15 protein-coding genes are annotated in these 15,946 nt (G+C 35.2%); 11 read left to right on the top strand and 4 right to left on the bottom strand.

Annotated elements, in window-relative coordinates:
* Positions 1-5: 5 nt before the first annotated feature.
* Positions 6-194, bottom strand: a complete 189-nt coding sequence (locus HUE87_RS12255) for a YgaP family membrane protein (RefSeq protein WP_194366662.1) — start codon at positions 192-194, stop codon at positions 6-8.
* A gap of 142 nt (positions 195-336) precedes the next feature.
* Between HUE87_RS12255 and HUE87_RS12250 the strand changes: the two genes are divergently transcribed.
* The 3 genes from HUE87_RS12250 to dapF are packed head-to-tail and all read left to right on the top strand — an operon-like array spanning position 337 to position 2,241.
* Positions 337-882 (top strand): spermine/spermidine synthase domain-containing protein, encoded by a 546-nt coding sequence (locus HUE87_RS12250; protein WP_194366661.1) that lies wholly within the window; start codon positions 337-339, stop codon positions 880-882.
* Complete coding sequence (gene coaE / locus HUE87_RS12245; protein WP_194366660.1) at positions 882-1,475, top strand: dephospho-CoA kinase; 594 nt, start codon at positions 882-884, stop codon at positions 1,473-1,475. The genes HUE87_RS12250 and coaE overlap by 1 nt, the downstream gene beginning before the upstream one ends.
* Before the next feature lie 7 nt (positions 1,476-1,482).
* The gene (gene dapF / locus HUE87_RS12240) at positions 1,483-2,241 is read left to right on the top strand and encodes a diaminopimelate epimerase (protein ID WP_194366659.1); all 759 of its coding nucleotides are present in this window, start codon (positions 1,483-1,485) and stop codon (positions 2,239-2,241) included.
* A 26-nt stretch (positions 2,242-2,267) separates the two neighbouring features.
* Here dapF and prfA read toward each other — a convergent pair whose 3' ends face one another.
* Positions 2,268-3,335, bottom strand: coding sequence for a peptide chain release factor 1 (prfA, locus tag HUE87_RS12235; RefSeq protein ID WP_194366658.1), 1,068 nt, complete (start codon positions 3,333-3,335; stop codon positions 2,268-2,270).
* 13 nt (positions 3,336-3,348) lie between these two features.
* Complete coding sequence (gene rpsT, locus HUE87_RS12230) at positions 3,349-3,609, bottom strand: 30S ribosomal protein S20 (RefSeq protein ID WP_194366657.1); 261 nt, start codon at positions 3,607-3,609, stop codon at positions 3,349-3,351.
* 146 nt (positions 3,610-3,755) lie between these two features.
* Here rpsT and glmM point away from each other — a divergent pair, with 146 nt between their 5' ends.
* The 7 genes from glmM to HUE87_RS12195 all read left to right on the top strand — a co-directional run bounded on the left by glmM (position 3,756) and on the right by HUE87_RS12195 (position 10,743).
* Positions 3,756-5,096: a phosphoglucosamine mutase gene (gene glmM, locus HUE87_RS12225; RefSeq protein WP_194366656.1), complete on the top strand. Its 1,341-nt coding sequence runs from the start codon at positions 3,756-3,758 to the stop codon at positions 5,094-5,096.
* On the top strand, positions 5,089-5,544 hold the full coding sequence (gene lspA / locus HUE87_RS12220) for a signal peptidase II (RefSeq protein ID WP_194366655.1): 456 nt from the start codon (positions 5,089-5,091) through the stop codon (positions 5,542-5,544). Before glmM ends, lspA begins: the two co-directional genes overlap by 8 nt.
* 91 nt (positions 5,545-5,635) lie before the next feature.
* Entirely contained in the window at positions 5,636-6,937 is a 1,302-nt protein-coding gene (gene tig, locus HUE87_RS12215; RefSeq protein WP_194366654.1) for a trigger factor, read from the top strand.
* 4 nt (positions 6,938-6,941) lie between these two features.
* On the top strand, positions 6,942-7,529 hold the full coding sequence (gene clpP / locus HUE87_RS12210; RefSeq protein WP_194366653.1) for an ATP-dependent Clp endopeptidase proteolytic subunit ClpP: 588 nt from the start codon (positions 6,942-6,944) through the stop codon (positions 7,527-7,529).
* Positions 7,530-7,546: 17 nt separating this feature from the next.
* Entirely contained in the window at positions 7,547-8,608 is a 1,062-nt protein-coding gene (locus HUE87_RS12205; RefSeq protein WP_194366652.1) for a GGDEF domain-containing protein, read from the top strand.
* A 13-nt stretch (positions 8,609-8,621) separates the two neighbouring features.
* Complete coding sequence (def, locus tag HUE87_RS12200; RefSeq protein ID WP_194366651.1) at positions 8,622-9,143, top strand: peptide deformylase; 522 nt, start codon at positions 8,622-8,624, stop codon at positions 9,141-9,143.
* Between the two features lie 91 nt (positions 9,144-9,234).
* Positions 9,235-10,743, top strand: a complete 1,509-nt coding sequence (locus HUE87_RS12195) for a YifB family Mg chelatase-like AAA ATPase (RefSeq protein WP_194366650.1) — start codon at positions 9,235-9,237, stop codon at positions 10,741-10,743.
* Between the two features lie 48 nt (positions 10,744-10,791).
* On the opposite strand, the gene metH is transcribed toward HUE87_RS12195, so the two are convergent.
* Entirely contained in the window at positions 10,792-14,283 is a 3,492-nt protein-coding gene (gene metH, locus HUE87_RS12190) for a methionine synthase (RefSeq protein WP_194366649.1), read from the bottom strand.
* Positions 14,284-14,499: 216 nt separating this feature from the next.
* On the opposite strand from metH, the gene ccoG reads away from it, so the two are divergent.
* Positions 14,500-15,921, top strand: a complete 1,422-nt coding sequence (gene ccoG / locus HUE87_RS12185) for a cytochrome c oxidase accessory protein CcoG (protein WP_194366648.1) — start codon at positions 14,500-14,502, stop codon at positions 15,919-15,921.
* The last annotated feature ends 25 nt before the right edge of the window (positions 15,922-15,946 follow it).

Raw genomic sequence — 15,946 nt, 5'->3', positions numbered from 1 at the left:
AAGTTTTACCCATTAGGTAGGTCACACTTTTTACTTACTATACATATTGGGCAGAAGTTAACTATACCAGCAATTAGAGGAAGAACACCTAAATAAAACCATGCGTTACCTGTTATTACACCTGTCACTATTAATGCTATCCCTGCTACAATACGAACAACTCTACATGTAGTTTTTACTTTGTTATAATTCATTTTTTATCCTTATTGATTTAAATATTTCATGAAATTATATCTAATTATCAATTAATGCTTAAATATATCTAATTACTAAGGTTTTTAATGCTATTTAATACAAATATGATAAAATCTTTAAAAAAATTAGGAAATAAAAAAAATGAATGAATTTACATATCCAGAAATGATGGTTCACGTACCTCTATGTACTAGCAAAGATCCAAAAAATGTTTTAATAATCAGCGATAATGCAGAGTTATTAAGTGAAGAGCTAGAAAGACATGTTGAAGTTGGTTCAAAAGTTATCTCTTGTAAGCTTGAGGCGATCAGTGCTTTAGAGGACAAGGCATATGATGTTGTTATTTCTGAAATGCAAGCAGATGCGGCATTTATCTCACATATCGACCGTGTTTTAGAAGATGATGGGCAGTTTGTTACTATTCATCCAACTTTAGATGAGACTGAAGCAAACAAAATTTTAATGAAAACTTTGGGTAGATATTTTAAAGTGATTATGCCATACAATCTGGGCAACTGCTCTACTGCACTTCTTAGCTCTAAAGAGTATCATCCGACTGCGGATATCAATCTTCATCGTTCTGATATGATTGATGGGTTAAGTTATTATAACTGCGATGTACATGTAGCTTCTTTTGCAATGGGTAACTATATTCGTAAAGAGTATTTAGGTATTGTGAAAAACTAATGGCATTTAAGTATGCTATTGCCTTAACCGGCGGAATTGCTACAGGTAAAAGTACTGTAGCGTCCCTTTTAGCTCTCAATGGAATGAGAGTTATAGATGCCGATAGTATATCTCATGAGATTTTGGATGCGTCTTCTTCTTGGGTTAGAGAGAACTTTGGTGATGAATATGTTAATGGCTCAAAAGTTGACAGAGCTAAACTTGGAAGTTTGGTTTTTTCAAACGTTGATGCCAAGAAAAAATTAGAAGAGTTTCTTCATCCAAAAATAAGAGCTGAAATAGAATTAAGAAGTATTAAGCAAGATAGTTTTAAATTCCCATATCTTATAGATATTCCTCTCTTTTTTGAAAATGGTGCTTATGATATTAAAGATTGTGTGGTTGTTTACACTCCAAGTGATATTCAACTAGAGAGGTTTATGAAGAGAAATGGTTACTCAAAAGATGAGTCACTCAGACGAATAGCCTCGCAAATGCCTATAGAAGAGAAGAAAAAAAGAGCTACATGGGTTATTGATAACTCTAAAAATTTAAAGCATCTACAACAAGAGTGTGAAGAGTTTGTAGATATGATTAAAGAAAAGTACTTATAGGACAAAAATGAAAGTAGCAAAATATAGTGGAAATGGAAATGACTTTGTTATTTTTCACCTAGATGTTAAAAAGGATAGAAGTAAATTAGCACAAGAGATTTGTCATAGACAAGATGGAATAGGTGCTGATGGTCTGATTGTTATAGTTCCTCACGATGAATATGACTTCGAATGGCAATTTTATAACTCTGATGGAAGTACGGCAGAGATGTGCGGAAATGGAAGTCGTGCCTGTGCTCATTATGCTTTTTACAATGAATTGGCTCCAAAAAATATGAGTTTTTTAACTGAAGCAGGCGTAATAAAGGCTGAGGTTGATGCAAATAGTGCTAATAGTGGAATGGTCCTTAGTGAGCTTACCCAGCCAAAGATTTTAGAAAAAGATATAATATTTGGCGGAAAAAATTGGTGGAAACTAGATACAGGTGTTCCTCATATGGTAAGCTTTACAGACAATATAGAAGAGTTTAACATACTAGAAGCTAGAGAACTAAGATATAAATATAATGCAAATGTAAATATAGCTTTTGTTGATGGAAATAACTTAAGAGTTAGAACGTATGAGCGCGGTGTTGAGGATGAAACTTTAGCGTGTGGGACGGGAATGGCTGCTTGTTTTTATAGGGCACTAGCAGAGAAAAAAATTAGTAGCAACATTGAGGTTTATCCAAAAAGCGGCGATACTCTTTATTTGGGTATGAATGATAAAACTATTACTTTTAAGGGTATGGTTAAGAAGGTCTTTGAAACTGACTGGGAGATTTAGGCACTAAAGCCTAGTCTCTTTTGAGACTAGAGTCCAGCTGCCTCTACTATTTTAGCTTGATGATCTGTTATAAGATTGTCAATAACTTCATCGAGAAGTCCACCACTCATAATCTCATTCAATCTGTAAAGCGTTAACGTTATTCTATGATCACTTATGCGATTTTGTGGATAATTATATGTTCTAATTCTTCCACTTCTATCTCCGGTTCCAACTTGAACAGACCTTGTTGCACTATCTTTAGCTTGTGCTTCTCGCATCTCTAAGTCATAAAGTCTAGCTTTTAGAACCTTCATAGCTTTTTCTCTATTTTTGTGTTGAGATTTTTGGTCTTGGTTGGTAACAACTAAACCAGTAGGCAAGTGAGTTATACGAACAGCGGAATCTGTTGTATTTACACTTTGCCCTCCACATCCAGATGAGCGCATAACATCGATTTTTAGATCGTTCTCATTTATCTCTATCTCAACGTCATCAACTTCAGGCATAACAGCGACTGTAATTGCTGAAGTGTGAACACGACCTTGTGACTCTGTTGCAGGAACACGTTGAACACGGTGAGTTCCACCTTCATACTTCAATCTACTATAAACCTGATCACCTTTAATAAGTGCTATAATCTCTTTAAATCCGCCAGCATCAGATGGAGATGTACTTAAAAGCTCAATCTTCCACCCTTTTAGATCTGCATAGCGCGTGTAAGCATCGAAAAGATTACCAACAAAGATAGCAGCTTCATCTCCACCAGCTCCAGCACGAAGCTCAACAATGATATTTTTATCATCATTTGGATCTTTTGGTAAAAGCAAAAGTTTAATCTCTTCTTCAATAATTGGAAGTTGAGGTTCTAACTCTTTAAGCTCTTCTTTCGCCATATCTATCATCTCTGGATCACTCAACATCTCTTTAGATTCAGTAATTTGTGCAATAACTGATTTGTACTCTTTTGCTTTTTCAACTATTGGTAAAAGTGAAGATTGTTCTTTGGAGAGTTGAGTCATTCTTTTGATGTCTGAAGTTATGTCAGGTGAACTTAGCATTTCGCCAAGTTCATTATATCGATTGATAAACGGATTTAGTTTATCGGCTAACATTTAATTGTTAACCTTATATTGCGTTTACAGCTCTGTGTAGACGACTTATTTTTCTAGCAGCAGTTTCTTTTTTTAAGATACCTTTGCTTACAAATTTTTGAATTTGTTTGTTAGCTACTGTCATTGCTGACGATGCTTCTTCTTTGTTGCCTGCTTCGATTGCAGAACGAACATCCTTAACAATGTTTTTAAGACGAGTTCTGTAGAAACGATTACGCTCTGTACGAACGATAGTTTGGCGAATTCTCTTAATTGATGACTTGTGATTTGCCATGTATGAGTCCTTCTCATTAAATTTTAGTGCAGAATATTAGCTTAAATATAATTAAAATTAAGTTAAAGACAAGGTGAATTTTAAGATTTGGGGATAATTTGGATAATTATGTTAAAATACTTCACTTAAAAAATTATGGAATTACTATGAAATTATTCGGAACAGATGGGGTTAGAGGTGAGGCTGGTACTTTTTTAAGTGCAGAGTTAGCGATGAAAGTGGCCATGGCTGCTGGTATATACTTTAAATCTCGTGCTAAAACAAATAGAATTTTGGTTGGAAAAGACACACGCAGAAGTGGCTATATGATAGAGAATGCTATAGTCAGCGGATTGACGGCTATTGGTTATGATGTAGTGCAAATTGGACCAATGCCAACTCCTGCGATAGCATTTATTACCGAAAATATGCGCTGCGATGCTGGGATTATGATAAGTGCTTCGCATAACTCTTATGAGGATAATGGAATTAAATTTTTTGACGGTCAAGGAGATAAACTATCTTGTAGTGTTGAGCAAGAGATAGAAAACATTTATTTGAATGAAGAGAAACTTCATGATGCGCAAACTACCGGAAAAAATATAGGCAAGGCTAAAAGAATTGATGATGTTGTGGGCCGCTATATTGTTCAGCTAAAAAACTCTTTTCCAAGAGATATTTCTCTCAAAGGGATGCGTATAGTTTTAGACGCAGCTAATGGTGCAGGATATATTGTTGGGCCTACTGTGTTAGAAGAGTTGGGTGCAGATGTTGTTGTTTTACATAATAAACCAGATGGGTTTAACATAAACGAAGGGTGTGGCGCACTTCATACCAAAGATTTGTGTGAGGCTGTTGTTAAATATAGAGCAGATTTGGGCATAGCTCTTGACGGTGATGCAGATAGACTCGTTATAGTGGATGAGAAAGGTGAAATAGTTGATGGTGACCAGCTTTTGGGTGCTCTTGGTTCATACATGAATGACAACGGTGTTTTAAAAGGTGGCGCTATCGTCTCAACAGTTATGAGCAATCAAGGCTTGGATGATTTTATGAAGGAAAAGGGTCTTAAACTGTTCAGGTCTGATGTTGGAGATAAAAATGTTTTAGAGATTATGAAAAAAGAGGGGATTAACTTTGGCGGTGAGCAGAGCGGACATGTAATAATAAGTGATTATGCAAAAACCGGAGATGGCTTAGTTAGCGCACTTCAGACACTTGCTCTTTTAATAAAAACAAATCAAAAAGCTTCAGAGGCTCTTCGCCCATTTCCGCTCTATCCTCAAAAGCTAGTTAATATAAATATAAAAAATAAAAAACCATTAAAAGAGATTGACGGACTGGAAGTTAAGTTAGCAGAATTGGATGCAAAAAACATTCGTCATCTAATTCGTTATTCAGGAACAGAAAATAAGCTTAGAATTTTACTTGAGTGCAAGGATGCAAAAAAAATGAATCTACATGTAGATGATATTGTTGATTTTTTCCAAAAAGCTTTAAATGCATAATAAGACTCTTCGTTTATTAGTAATACTCTCTCTTACAATGGTTGGTGTTTTTATTATTGATCAAAATATAAAAACACTTTTTGTAGATGGCTGGCGCTACTACACTGAATGTATTGATTTGATTTTAGTTTACAATAAAGGCGTTGCTTTCTCCATGTTTGCTTTTTTAGATGAATGGCTAAAATATATTCAATTAGTACTAATTTTTGGTATTTTATTTTATGTAGTTTATCTTAAAGATGTTTGTTACGCGTTCCCAGCAGGATTAATGCTAGGAGGTGCTTTTTCAAATGTATATGACAGATTTATACATGAGGGTGTTGTGGACATGGTCTATTGGCATTGTGGGTTTGATTTTGCGGTGTTTAATTTCGCTGATGTGATGATTGATGTAGCTGTTGTATGGATATTAATACTTACTTTTAGACCAAAGTCATGCAAAAATTGAGCTTAAAGATATACAAAAGCAGAATTTAGATAATATTGCTAAAAATAATAGTTATAAAACTATAAATAACAAACATAAATAAAGGAAATTGATGAAAATCAAAACAAATAAAATTGATGCTGCAAATGCTGAAATAGAAGCGGTAATTCCAAAAGAAATGATAGATGCAAATTTAGAAAAAATAGCAAAAGAGTTGACAAAAACAGCTGTTGTTCAAGGGTTTCGTAAGGGTAAAGTGCCTGTATCTGTAGTCAAAAAACAGTATGGTAGTCGTTTAGTTCAAGACGCAGAAGCTGAAGCACTTCGTGAAGTTTTAAGCATGGGACTTGATGAATTAAAAATTGCAAACGAGTCGCTAATAGGTGAGCCAAATATCTCTAAGTTTGTTAAAAGTGATGACAAAATAGATGTAATTGTGAAAATCGCATTAAGACCAGAAATTGATCTTGCTAGTTATGCAGATTCGGTTGATGAATTTGACAAGCCTACTATAGGAGATGAAGAAGTTAATGAAAAATTAGAGAAGCTAGCTGATTCACAAGGAAAGTTTGTTGATCTTAAAAGAAAAAGAGCAGCTAAAAGTGGTGACAGTGTTATACTAGATTTTGAAGGTTCTATTGATGGAGAGTTATTTGAAGGTGGAGCAGCTAAAGAGTTTGCTTTAGTTCTTGGATCAAATCAATTTATTCCAGGTTTTGAAGACCAAGTTATAGGAATGAAAATAGATGAAGAAAAAATTGTAAAAGTAACTTTTCCTGAAAACTATGGAGGAGACAAACTAGCTGGCAAAGATGCGGAGTTTAAAGTAAACGTGCATAATATTCAAGAAAAAGTAAAAGTAGAGATTGATGATGCACTTGCGGAGAAAGTTCTGGCTGGACAAGATAACCCTACTTTAGAGAACTTAAAAACTCAAATAAAAAATCAGCTTGAAAATGAAGCCGTAGCTAAACTTTATAATGATGAGTTAAAACCAGCTCTTTTGGATAGTCTTGTAGGAAAGTTTATGTTTGCATTGCCAGAGTTTGTTGTTGAGCAAGAGATTGATATTGCATTAAATAAAAAAGCAGGCGAAATGAGTGAAGATGAGATAAAAGAGCTTCGCGAAAATGCAAGTAAATTAGAAGAACTTCGTGAAACTTTTAGAGAAAATGCAGAAAAAAGTGTAAGAGCTACATTTATTATTGACTCTTTAGCTACTGCTGAGAATGTTAAAGTCGAAGAGAATGAAGTAATGCAAACTATATACTATGAAGCGATGCAAATGGGACAAGATCCTAAGGAAGCATACGATAAGTATAAGAGTGCTGGCTATTTACCTGCTATTCAGATGTCAATGGTTGAGGATAAAGTTCTTACTAAGATTCTTAACTCAAAGATGAAAGAAGCGTAAGTAGATGAGTTATATTCCTTATGTAGTTGAAAAAACAGCACGTGGTGAGCGTTCATATGACATATACTCTCGTCTTTTAAAAGATAGAATTATTATGCTCAGCGGAGAGGTTAATGACTCAGTTGCCTCTTCTATAGTAGCACAAATGTTATTTTTGGAAGCAGAGGATCCGGAAAAGGATATCTATTTCTACATAAACTCTCCAGGTGGAGTTGTTACTGCAGGTATGGCAATCTTTGATACAATGAATTACATCCGCCCAGATGTAGCAACTATATGTGTAGGTCAAGCAGCATCTATGGGGGCATTTTTACTTTCAAGTGGTGAAAAGGGCAAGAGATATGCTCTTCCACATGCAAGAATTATGATACATCAACCGTTAGGTGGAGCCCAAGGTCAAGCTACGGATATAGCAATTCAAGCTGAAGAGATTCTTCGTATGAAAAAAGAACTTAATGAAATATTAGCTAAAAATACAGGTCAGAATGTTAAAACAATAGAAAAAGATACTGACAGAGATAACTTTATGAGCGCTAAGCAGTGTGAAGAATATGGTATGATTGACGAAGTTTTAATTAAGAAAAGTAAATAGTATAATAGGGAGTTGATATGGCCGGAGCTTTAAGAAGTAGAAGTCGTCGTAATATTGTAGATACAAAATCTTCTGAAGATGATAGTGTTCAAAGCAGTTTACAAGATTCAGAACCAGAAGGTGATTTAGAATCATATTCAAAAGAGGTTTTAAATGCCTTAATAAAAGATGGTCTGCCACCAACCCCCAATAATTTTTCACTATATTTTGATAGATTATTAGAAGATAAAAGTCAAAGTACGCACAAGCAAATATCTTCAATATTAGAACTTGAAGAGAGTAATGAAGATGAGAACAGTGTTAGACTTGAGCAGAGTTTAAAGCAAGGTTTCTCATCTGTAAAGAATATACTTGGCGTAACTGCAAATCTTTATAAAAACATGTCATTAATGACAAAAATACTTGATAAAAGAGCACAAGAACTTAAAGATAGTCCAGATGAAAAACAATCAATTAGTATTGTTTCATCTTTAGAAGAAGATATTTTAAAATTAAATACAATTCTAAAAAAGCAAAGCAGTAATATGAAAACTATGTATGATGATACTGCGAAAATAATTAAAAATGTAGAAAATGAAACAATATTTGACAATCAGTATGGCGTTTATAATAAACGTAACTTGATGACAAAAGTTGAACAAGAGATAGAACTGATTAGTAAGTTTAAACATAGAAGCTCTTTGATTATGATAGAACTTGCTCGTGACCTTAAAGATAGTATAAAAAATGAAAAAGCTGTGATGCTTATGACTAAGACTATGGCTAGACTTTTACTTAAGACATCAAGAAGAAGCGACACAGTTGCACATTATGGAAATGGCGTTTTTGCAATGCTCCTCAAACATACTGATATAGAAAGTGCAAAAAAAGCAAGTGAAAGACTATCTGAATTAGTCTCAAATAGTAATTTCTTTTTAGGTGACCGTGAAATACAGCTTAAAATATCTATAGGTATTACAGATGTAACTGAGGAGCATTCTGTTGAAGAGATTATTGTTAGCTCTTTAGACGGAATTGAAAAAGCATATCAAAATCCTAAGCTAGATTTTGCCGTCTTGCTTAGAACACCTTCGGAGTAGATGTAAAATAAATATGATTTTAAATATAGTAGAATATCCAAATAAAAAACTCAAAGAAAAATCTAAGCCCGTTGATAAATTTGATCAGCAGCTGCATAAACTATTAGATGCTATGTATCATGTTATGATTGAGTCAAGAGGGATCGGCCTGGCTGCAATTCAAGTTGCACATGCGAAGCAGATTCTAATCATTAATCTCCCTACTGAAGAAGATGAGCAACCAATTGATAATCTAATAGAGATTATTAATCCGGTAATTACACATAAAAGCGGAGAGACTACTTATCAAGAGGGTTGTTTGAGTGTTCCTTCTTTTTACGAAGATATTAATAGATTTGAATATATAACTGTTAATTACCAAGATAGACATGGCAATACAAAATCACTAGAAGCTGATGGACTGCTTAGTATTGCTATACAGCATGAGTATGATCATCTAAATGGAGTTTTGTTTATAGATAAACTTTCATACTCCCGCAGAAAAAAGTTTGAAAAAGAGTACAAGAGAGTACAAAAAGAGAAAAATAACTCTTAAATCTAGCTCTTTATATGACAAAATGTCATATTTACCCACATGTAAAAATCATAATTGTAAAATAATAGCAACTTAAAATTAGGTTGATATTATGAAAATGGTTAGTTGTGCAACATATGAGGGCATAGATGCAAAAGTTGTACATGTAGAGTCTACACTTACAAAGGGCCTCCCCTCATTTAGTGTTGTTGGAATGGCTAGTGCATCTATTAATGAATCTAAAGAGCGTGTAAAGTCTGCACTTTTAAGCAATGAGTTCTCCTTCCCTCCAAAAAGAATTACCATAAATCTTGCACCTAGTGATGTTAAAAAAGAGGGGAGTCAGTTTGACTTGAGTATAGCGCTTATGATTGCGCTTGATTATCTACAAGACGATTTTAGCGAATGGTTTGTTTTTGGTGAACTAGGTCTTGATGGAGCTATAAAAGAGAACTTACAACTCTACCCACTTATTCTATCTCTTGCCAATCAAAAAATAATTCATAAGGCTATTGTTCCATATGTTAGTCTAAAAAAACTCTCAAGAATACCAAATGTAGAATTTTATGGGGTAAAAACACTTAATGAAGCTATAGAGTTATTGAAAAATCAGGAGACAGTCTCCCCCAGCATGGAGCAGAGTGAGATAGATTACCCTAGCTATACCTCAAACGATGAAACTTACTATTATGATGAAAAATATGATGAAGACTTTTTAGATGTAAAAGGGCAGGAAGTTGCTAAAAGATCAGCTCTAATAAGTGCGGCCGGATTTCACAATATACTGCTTGAAGGAAGTCCAGGGTGTGGCAAAAGTATGATAGCACAGAGGCTTAGATATATTTTACCACCACTAAGCAGTGATGATATTTTAGATATAGCAAAGCTGGACGCACTCCAGGCAAAAGAACCAGAATTTAAACCACTTCGCAGTTACAGAGCACCTCACCACTCATCCACAAGTGCGAGTGTTTTCGGCGGTGGCAGTTTCAAGGCAAAAATAGGAGAAGTTGGTTTAGCGCACAGAGGGATACTGTTTTTTGATGAGTTACCACACTTCTCAAAGGGAGTATTAGAAGCGCTTAGAGAGCCTTTGCAGGATAATAAAATAAGAATATCAAGGGTTAATGCGAAGGTTGAGTATCCTGCAGATTTTCTGTTTGTCAGTGCGATGAACCCTTGTCCATGCGGGAATCTTTTAAATCAACATATTGAGTGCAGATGCAGCGAGCTAGAAATTAGTAGATACAAAAACAAACTCTCTGATCCTTTCATTGACAGGATAGATTTGAGTGTTGTTATGCAAAATGTAAATCCTAATGATGAGGCAACTATAAGTTCTAGAGAGATGCACAAACAGGTTATAGAAGTCCATAAAAGAGTAAGACAAAGAGGGCAAACAACATTTACGGCAAAGCTTAGTGACTCAGATATAGAGAAGTATTGTGTTCTAAGTAGTGAAGCAAAAGAAGTTTTAGATATGGCAGTTTATAGATTTACGCTTACATTTAGAGCAATAAAAAAGATTCAAAAGGTCTCAAGAACAATAGCTGACTTAGATGGAAGTGACACTATTGAGAAAAGACATATTCTTGAGGCTTTGAGTTACAGGAGAAGATAAAAAGTTTCTACATGTAAAGATTGCATGTAGAAACTTTTTGCACTTCACTTACACATTGTAATAAGTTGCATTTGGGTGATAGACAACCAAAGCAGAAGTTGATTGTTCAGGGTGAATTTGAAAAGTCTCACTAAGTTCTATTCCAAACTCTTCAGGTTTTAATAAATTAAATAGAGGACGATTAAGCTCTAGGTCTGGACAAGCTGCGTAGCCAAATGAGTAACGTGAGCCTTGATATTTATTCATCTGTACATCACTTAGTTTGCTTCCCTCTCCCTCTGATATATTCAAATCAAGTCTTATCTGTTTATGTACTATCTCGGCAAGTGCTTCAGCTAGCTCAACTCCTAGACCATGAAACTGATAATACTCTGTATAGTTGTTCTTGTCATATATTTCTCTCTCAGCTTCACTAAGTTTAGCTCCGGCACTTACACATGTAAGTGCTATAACATCATGTCTATCGCTATGAAAGAAGTCACTTAAAGCACGATGTGGCTGTTTTGATTGTCTTGGAAAGTCAAATTTTTCTTTTGCTCTGCCCATAACTTTATCTAGATGTTCACGGTTAATTTCATCTGCCGAGTTATACCCTTCACTCTCATCAAAAATCAAAAGTGTATTGTCATCACTTCTGCACGGCCAATATCCATAAATAATTGTCGGCTCAAAAAGTTTTTCATCTATAAACTGCGCTTTTAATCTCTCGTACGCAGGCCACACCACTTCGTCTAGTTGTTTTTGGTAAGCCTCTTTGGTCATTCCTTTTGAACTATACCCCCAGCGAGATTTGAAAAGTATCTTGTGATTTATCCACTCAAAAGCCATTTCTATCTGCTGCTCTGTAAGTTTAAGTTCACGTCTGCCCCAAAATGGAGGAGTAGGAACTTTAACATCGCGAGATGGCATTTTCAGTTGAGAAAAAGGTGGAATAATAACCTCTTTTTTTTCTGCATGTAGCTTCTCTTGGGAGTCTTTTGGGTGTAAATCAGTGTCAAAATTTCCAGCTTCAATGCGACTCATGGCAGTTACACCATCAAAAGCATCTTTACAGTAAAATATAGGACCATCATATAGCGGACGACAAAAATCATCTATAAAAGTACGAGTAAGGGCTGCTCCTCCAAGAAGAATCGGAACATTGATACCCTGAGATTTTAATGTCTCTAAGTTTTCTTTCATAACCTGAGTAGATTTTACTAAAAGCCCACTCATCCCCATAGCTGTGGCATTTGACTCTTTTAAGGCATTTATAAAAGAATCAATATCTACCTTTATCCCTAGGTTTATAACTTTATAACCGTTATTTGAGAGGATAATATCAACAAGGTTCTTACCAACATCATGCACATCACCCTTAACTGTTCCAAGAGCTAGAGTTATATCTACCTCTTTGTCAATTTTAGGCAGATATGGGTTAAGATAGTCAACCGTCTTTTTCATAGTCTCGGCACTTTGTAGTACAAACGGCAGCTGCATCTGTCCTGAACCAAAAAGCTCACCTACAACCTTCATAGCATCAATAAGAATCTCGTTTACAATCTTCTCTGGCTTTATTTTATGACGAGCCTCTTCAACTAGAGGAATCATTCTATCTTTGTCCCCGTCCATAAGAAGTTTTGCAATCTTCTCCTCATCACTCATCGCTAAATAAGCTTCATCTTCTGCACCTGTATCAATTGCCTCTTTTGTACTAAAGTGTTCTATAAATTCAAATAGTGATGCCGCTTCTGGTTTTTTGTTGAAAATTAGATTATTACAAATCTCCTGGTCTTGCTCGCTTATTTTATTTATGGGAATAATGTGTTTAACATTTATAATAACAGAGGTCAAACCAGCTTCTATACAGTAGTGTAGGAACATAGAGTTCAGATATGGTCTGGCATCTTTGTCTAGCCCAAAAGAGATATTTGATAGTCCTAGCGTTGTCCCTACTTCTGGATGTCTTATTCGAAGTTCTCGTATAGCTTCTATGGTATTTATACCGGCATCAAGGTACTCAGTATCACCACTTCCGAGAGTGAATGTCAGAAGGTCAAACACTAAATCTTCTGGTTTGATGCCATGTTTCTTGGTTGCAAGTTCGTATATTCGTTCGGCAATTTCAAGTTTTCTCTCAACTGTTTTAGCCATTCCGATTTCATCAATTGTTAGACAAACTAAAGCAGCACCAAATTTCTTTGCCAATGAACAAACTTCATCAAACTTCTCTATACCGTCTTCAAGGTTTACGGAGTTTATAATTGGTTTTCCGCCTATGCACTTTAGGGCAGTTTCCAGTGCCACTGTTTGAGTAGAGTCTGGCATAAGAGGAAGAGCAATTTTTTGAGCATAGATGCTCATAACTTTTTGCATATCTTTTGTCTCATCACGACCTGCAAAACCGACACTAACATCAACCAGATGCGCTCCTGCACGAACTTGTTGCTGCCCAACGCTTAGGGTTCCCTCATAATCTTCCGCTAAAAGAAGATCTTTAAAAGCTTTTGAGCCTGTCGCATTTGAGCGCTCACCAATAAGCAAAGGAGCAGGTTCTTGCATAAGAGGTACACTTGAGAAGAGAGAAGCTAGAGAGTTCTCTTGTTTTCCGCTTGCTTCTTTTGGTACTATATTTGTAACTCTGTTTACAAGAGCACGAATATGTTGAGGTGTAGTTCCACAACAGCCACCTAAAAAGCTTACACCGTCATGTTTTAAAAACTCTTCTTGCTTGTCTGTGAACTCGTCAGGCCCCATTGGGTAGTGTGTGTAGCCTCCACGGTTTTGTGGAAGTCCTGCGTTTGCATGAACAGAAATTGGCTTGCCCCAAAGTTCACTTAGAGCTTTTACATGCTTTAGTACCTGTTCCGGCCCAGTTCCACAGTTAAAACCAAGTGAGAGAATATCAAAAGGCTCTAAAATTGTAGCAATTGTCCCTGCATCTGTACCTATAAGCATTGTTCCACTTAATTCTATGGTAACAGAAACCATTATAGGAATATCAACGCCTCTTTGATTAGATGCTTCTTGGCAAGCGTGCAGAGCCGCTTTGATTTGAAGCGGGTCTTGACAAGTCTCGAGTAAGAAAACATCCACCCCTCCATCTATAAGAGCTAAACAAAACTCTGTATAACCTTCATACATCTCATCGTAAGCTATATGACCAAGAGATGGAAGTTTAGTCCCAGGACCAACAGAACCTAGTACAAAACGTGGATGCTCAGGTGTGCTAAAGTTTTCACACTCTTTTTTTACTATCTCAGCTCCAGCTTTTGTTAGCTCATAAGCTCTGTTTCCTATTTGATATTCATCTAGAACCCAAGAGAAAGAACCAAAAGTATTTGTAGTAACAAAGTCAGCGCCAGAGGTTAAATATGCGTGTGCAATTTCTCTTAAAATTTCAGGGGCAGTAACATTTAAAATCTCATTACACCCCTCATTTCCTTCCCAAGCCTCTTTTGTAATTTGCTCATCTCTTTGTTGAAGTTGAGTACCTAGTGCACCATCTATAATAAGTGGTCTTTTTTTAATAGTATTTAATATGTATTCGCGTGTTGTCATTTAAAATTCTTTGTAAATTATTAGTTGGTTAATTCTATCAAACTTGAGCATAAAATAGGCTTTTGAAATATTTTCAGCTGTATAAAACAGGATTTTTTATATAGTATATTTATAGTAAAAAGCAAGTATATATGTTCAAAGGGTCTGATAAACTATAATAATAAGTAAATATTATTTTTGTTATAATTCTGTCATAAAAGTGTCATAGGGGTGGTGATGAGTGAGTTTAAAAAAACAACAGCGTGGAGAATATATAGATATTATTTCTTTGCTTTTTTAACTGTAATATCTCTAATATTGCCTTGGATACAGATAAATGAAGCACACTTCTTCCTACTGAGTTTTGACAAACTTAATCTTCATCTTGCATTTATTCAGTTTGACATGCAAGAACTTTATTTAATGCCATTTTTATTAATGTTACTCTTTTTGGGTGTTTTTGGTATGACTGTTATGGGTGGTCGTGTTTTTTGTGGGTGGATATGCCCTCAAACTATTTTTCGTGTTATCTATCGTGACTTGATTGAAACAAAGCTTTTAGGTCTAAGAAAACGTATAAAAAATAAGCAGTACGAGCCTGACATGAGTAAACCTCAGAACAAGGTAAAAAAAGCTTTTGCCGTACTAATTTGGACTATACTTGCACTTGTGGCAAGCTCTAACTTCCTTTGGTTTTTTGTTCCACCAGAAGACTTTTTTACTTATTTACAAAATCCAATGGACCACACTATTTTATTTGGTACAGTTTTATTTTCAACTCTTTTTCTTGTATATGATGTGATATTTTTACAGGAAGACTACTGTGTTTATGTGTGCCCATACTCAAGAATTCAGTCAGTTTTATATGATGAAAATACTGTTATGGCTCTGTATGACACTCACAGAGGAGGGCATATTTATGATGAACAAAAAGTTAAACAATTTACTAAGCAAGAAGAACTTCAATTAAATGAGCCACATGCTGAGTGTACTGCATGTGAGAGTTGTGTAACAGTTTGTCCTACACACATAGACATAAGAAAAGGTCTTCAACTCGAGTGCATTAACTGCTTAGAATGTGTTGATGCTTGTACAACAGTAATGGGAAAACTTGGTAAGCCATCGTTGGTGACTTGGTCAAGTGACTATGAAATTACAAACAAAAAAGGTAAGACTAAATATTTCCGTCCTAAGATTTTAGCCTATATAGTACTTTTAATCGTAATTACAATTGTTATGGGTGTTATGGGGAGCAAAAAAGAGCATATGCTCCTAAATGTAAACAAGGAAAACCGTCTTTACTCAGTTGAAAAGATGGCTGATGGAAAAGTCAGAGTTGACAACGCTTATGAGTTCTTGATACAAAATACTAACTCTAAAGATATGAAGTTCTATTTTGATGTAATTTTGCCAGAGGGTATAAAAGGTAAACTGGAGATAGTAAGACCTAAAGAAGAGTTCACTGTGGTTCCAAATGTTAGGAAAAAGAAAATAGTTCTTCTAAGAACCTATGATGTTTTGAGCGGTGATGGCAGACATGATACTGTTATACCAATTACAATTCGCGCCTTTGCCATTGGTCATGAGGATGAGATAGTTATATTAAAACCATCAACTTTTACATATCCAAGAGCAGATATAATTAAGAGTGCTAAATAACACCAGTTTAAAACATAATAGGGTA

Origin of the sequence: Candidatus Sulfurimonas marisnigri (assembly GCF_015265475.1) — a bacterium.
In the GTDB taxonomy this organism is placed as follows: domain Bacteria; phylum Campylobacterota; class Campylobacteria; order Campylobacterales; family Sulfurimonadaceae; genus Sulfurimonas; species Sulfurimonas marisnigri.
This window is presented reverse-complemented; position numbering and strand designations above follow the sequence as displayed.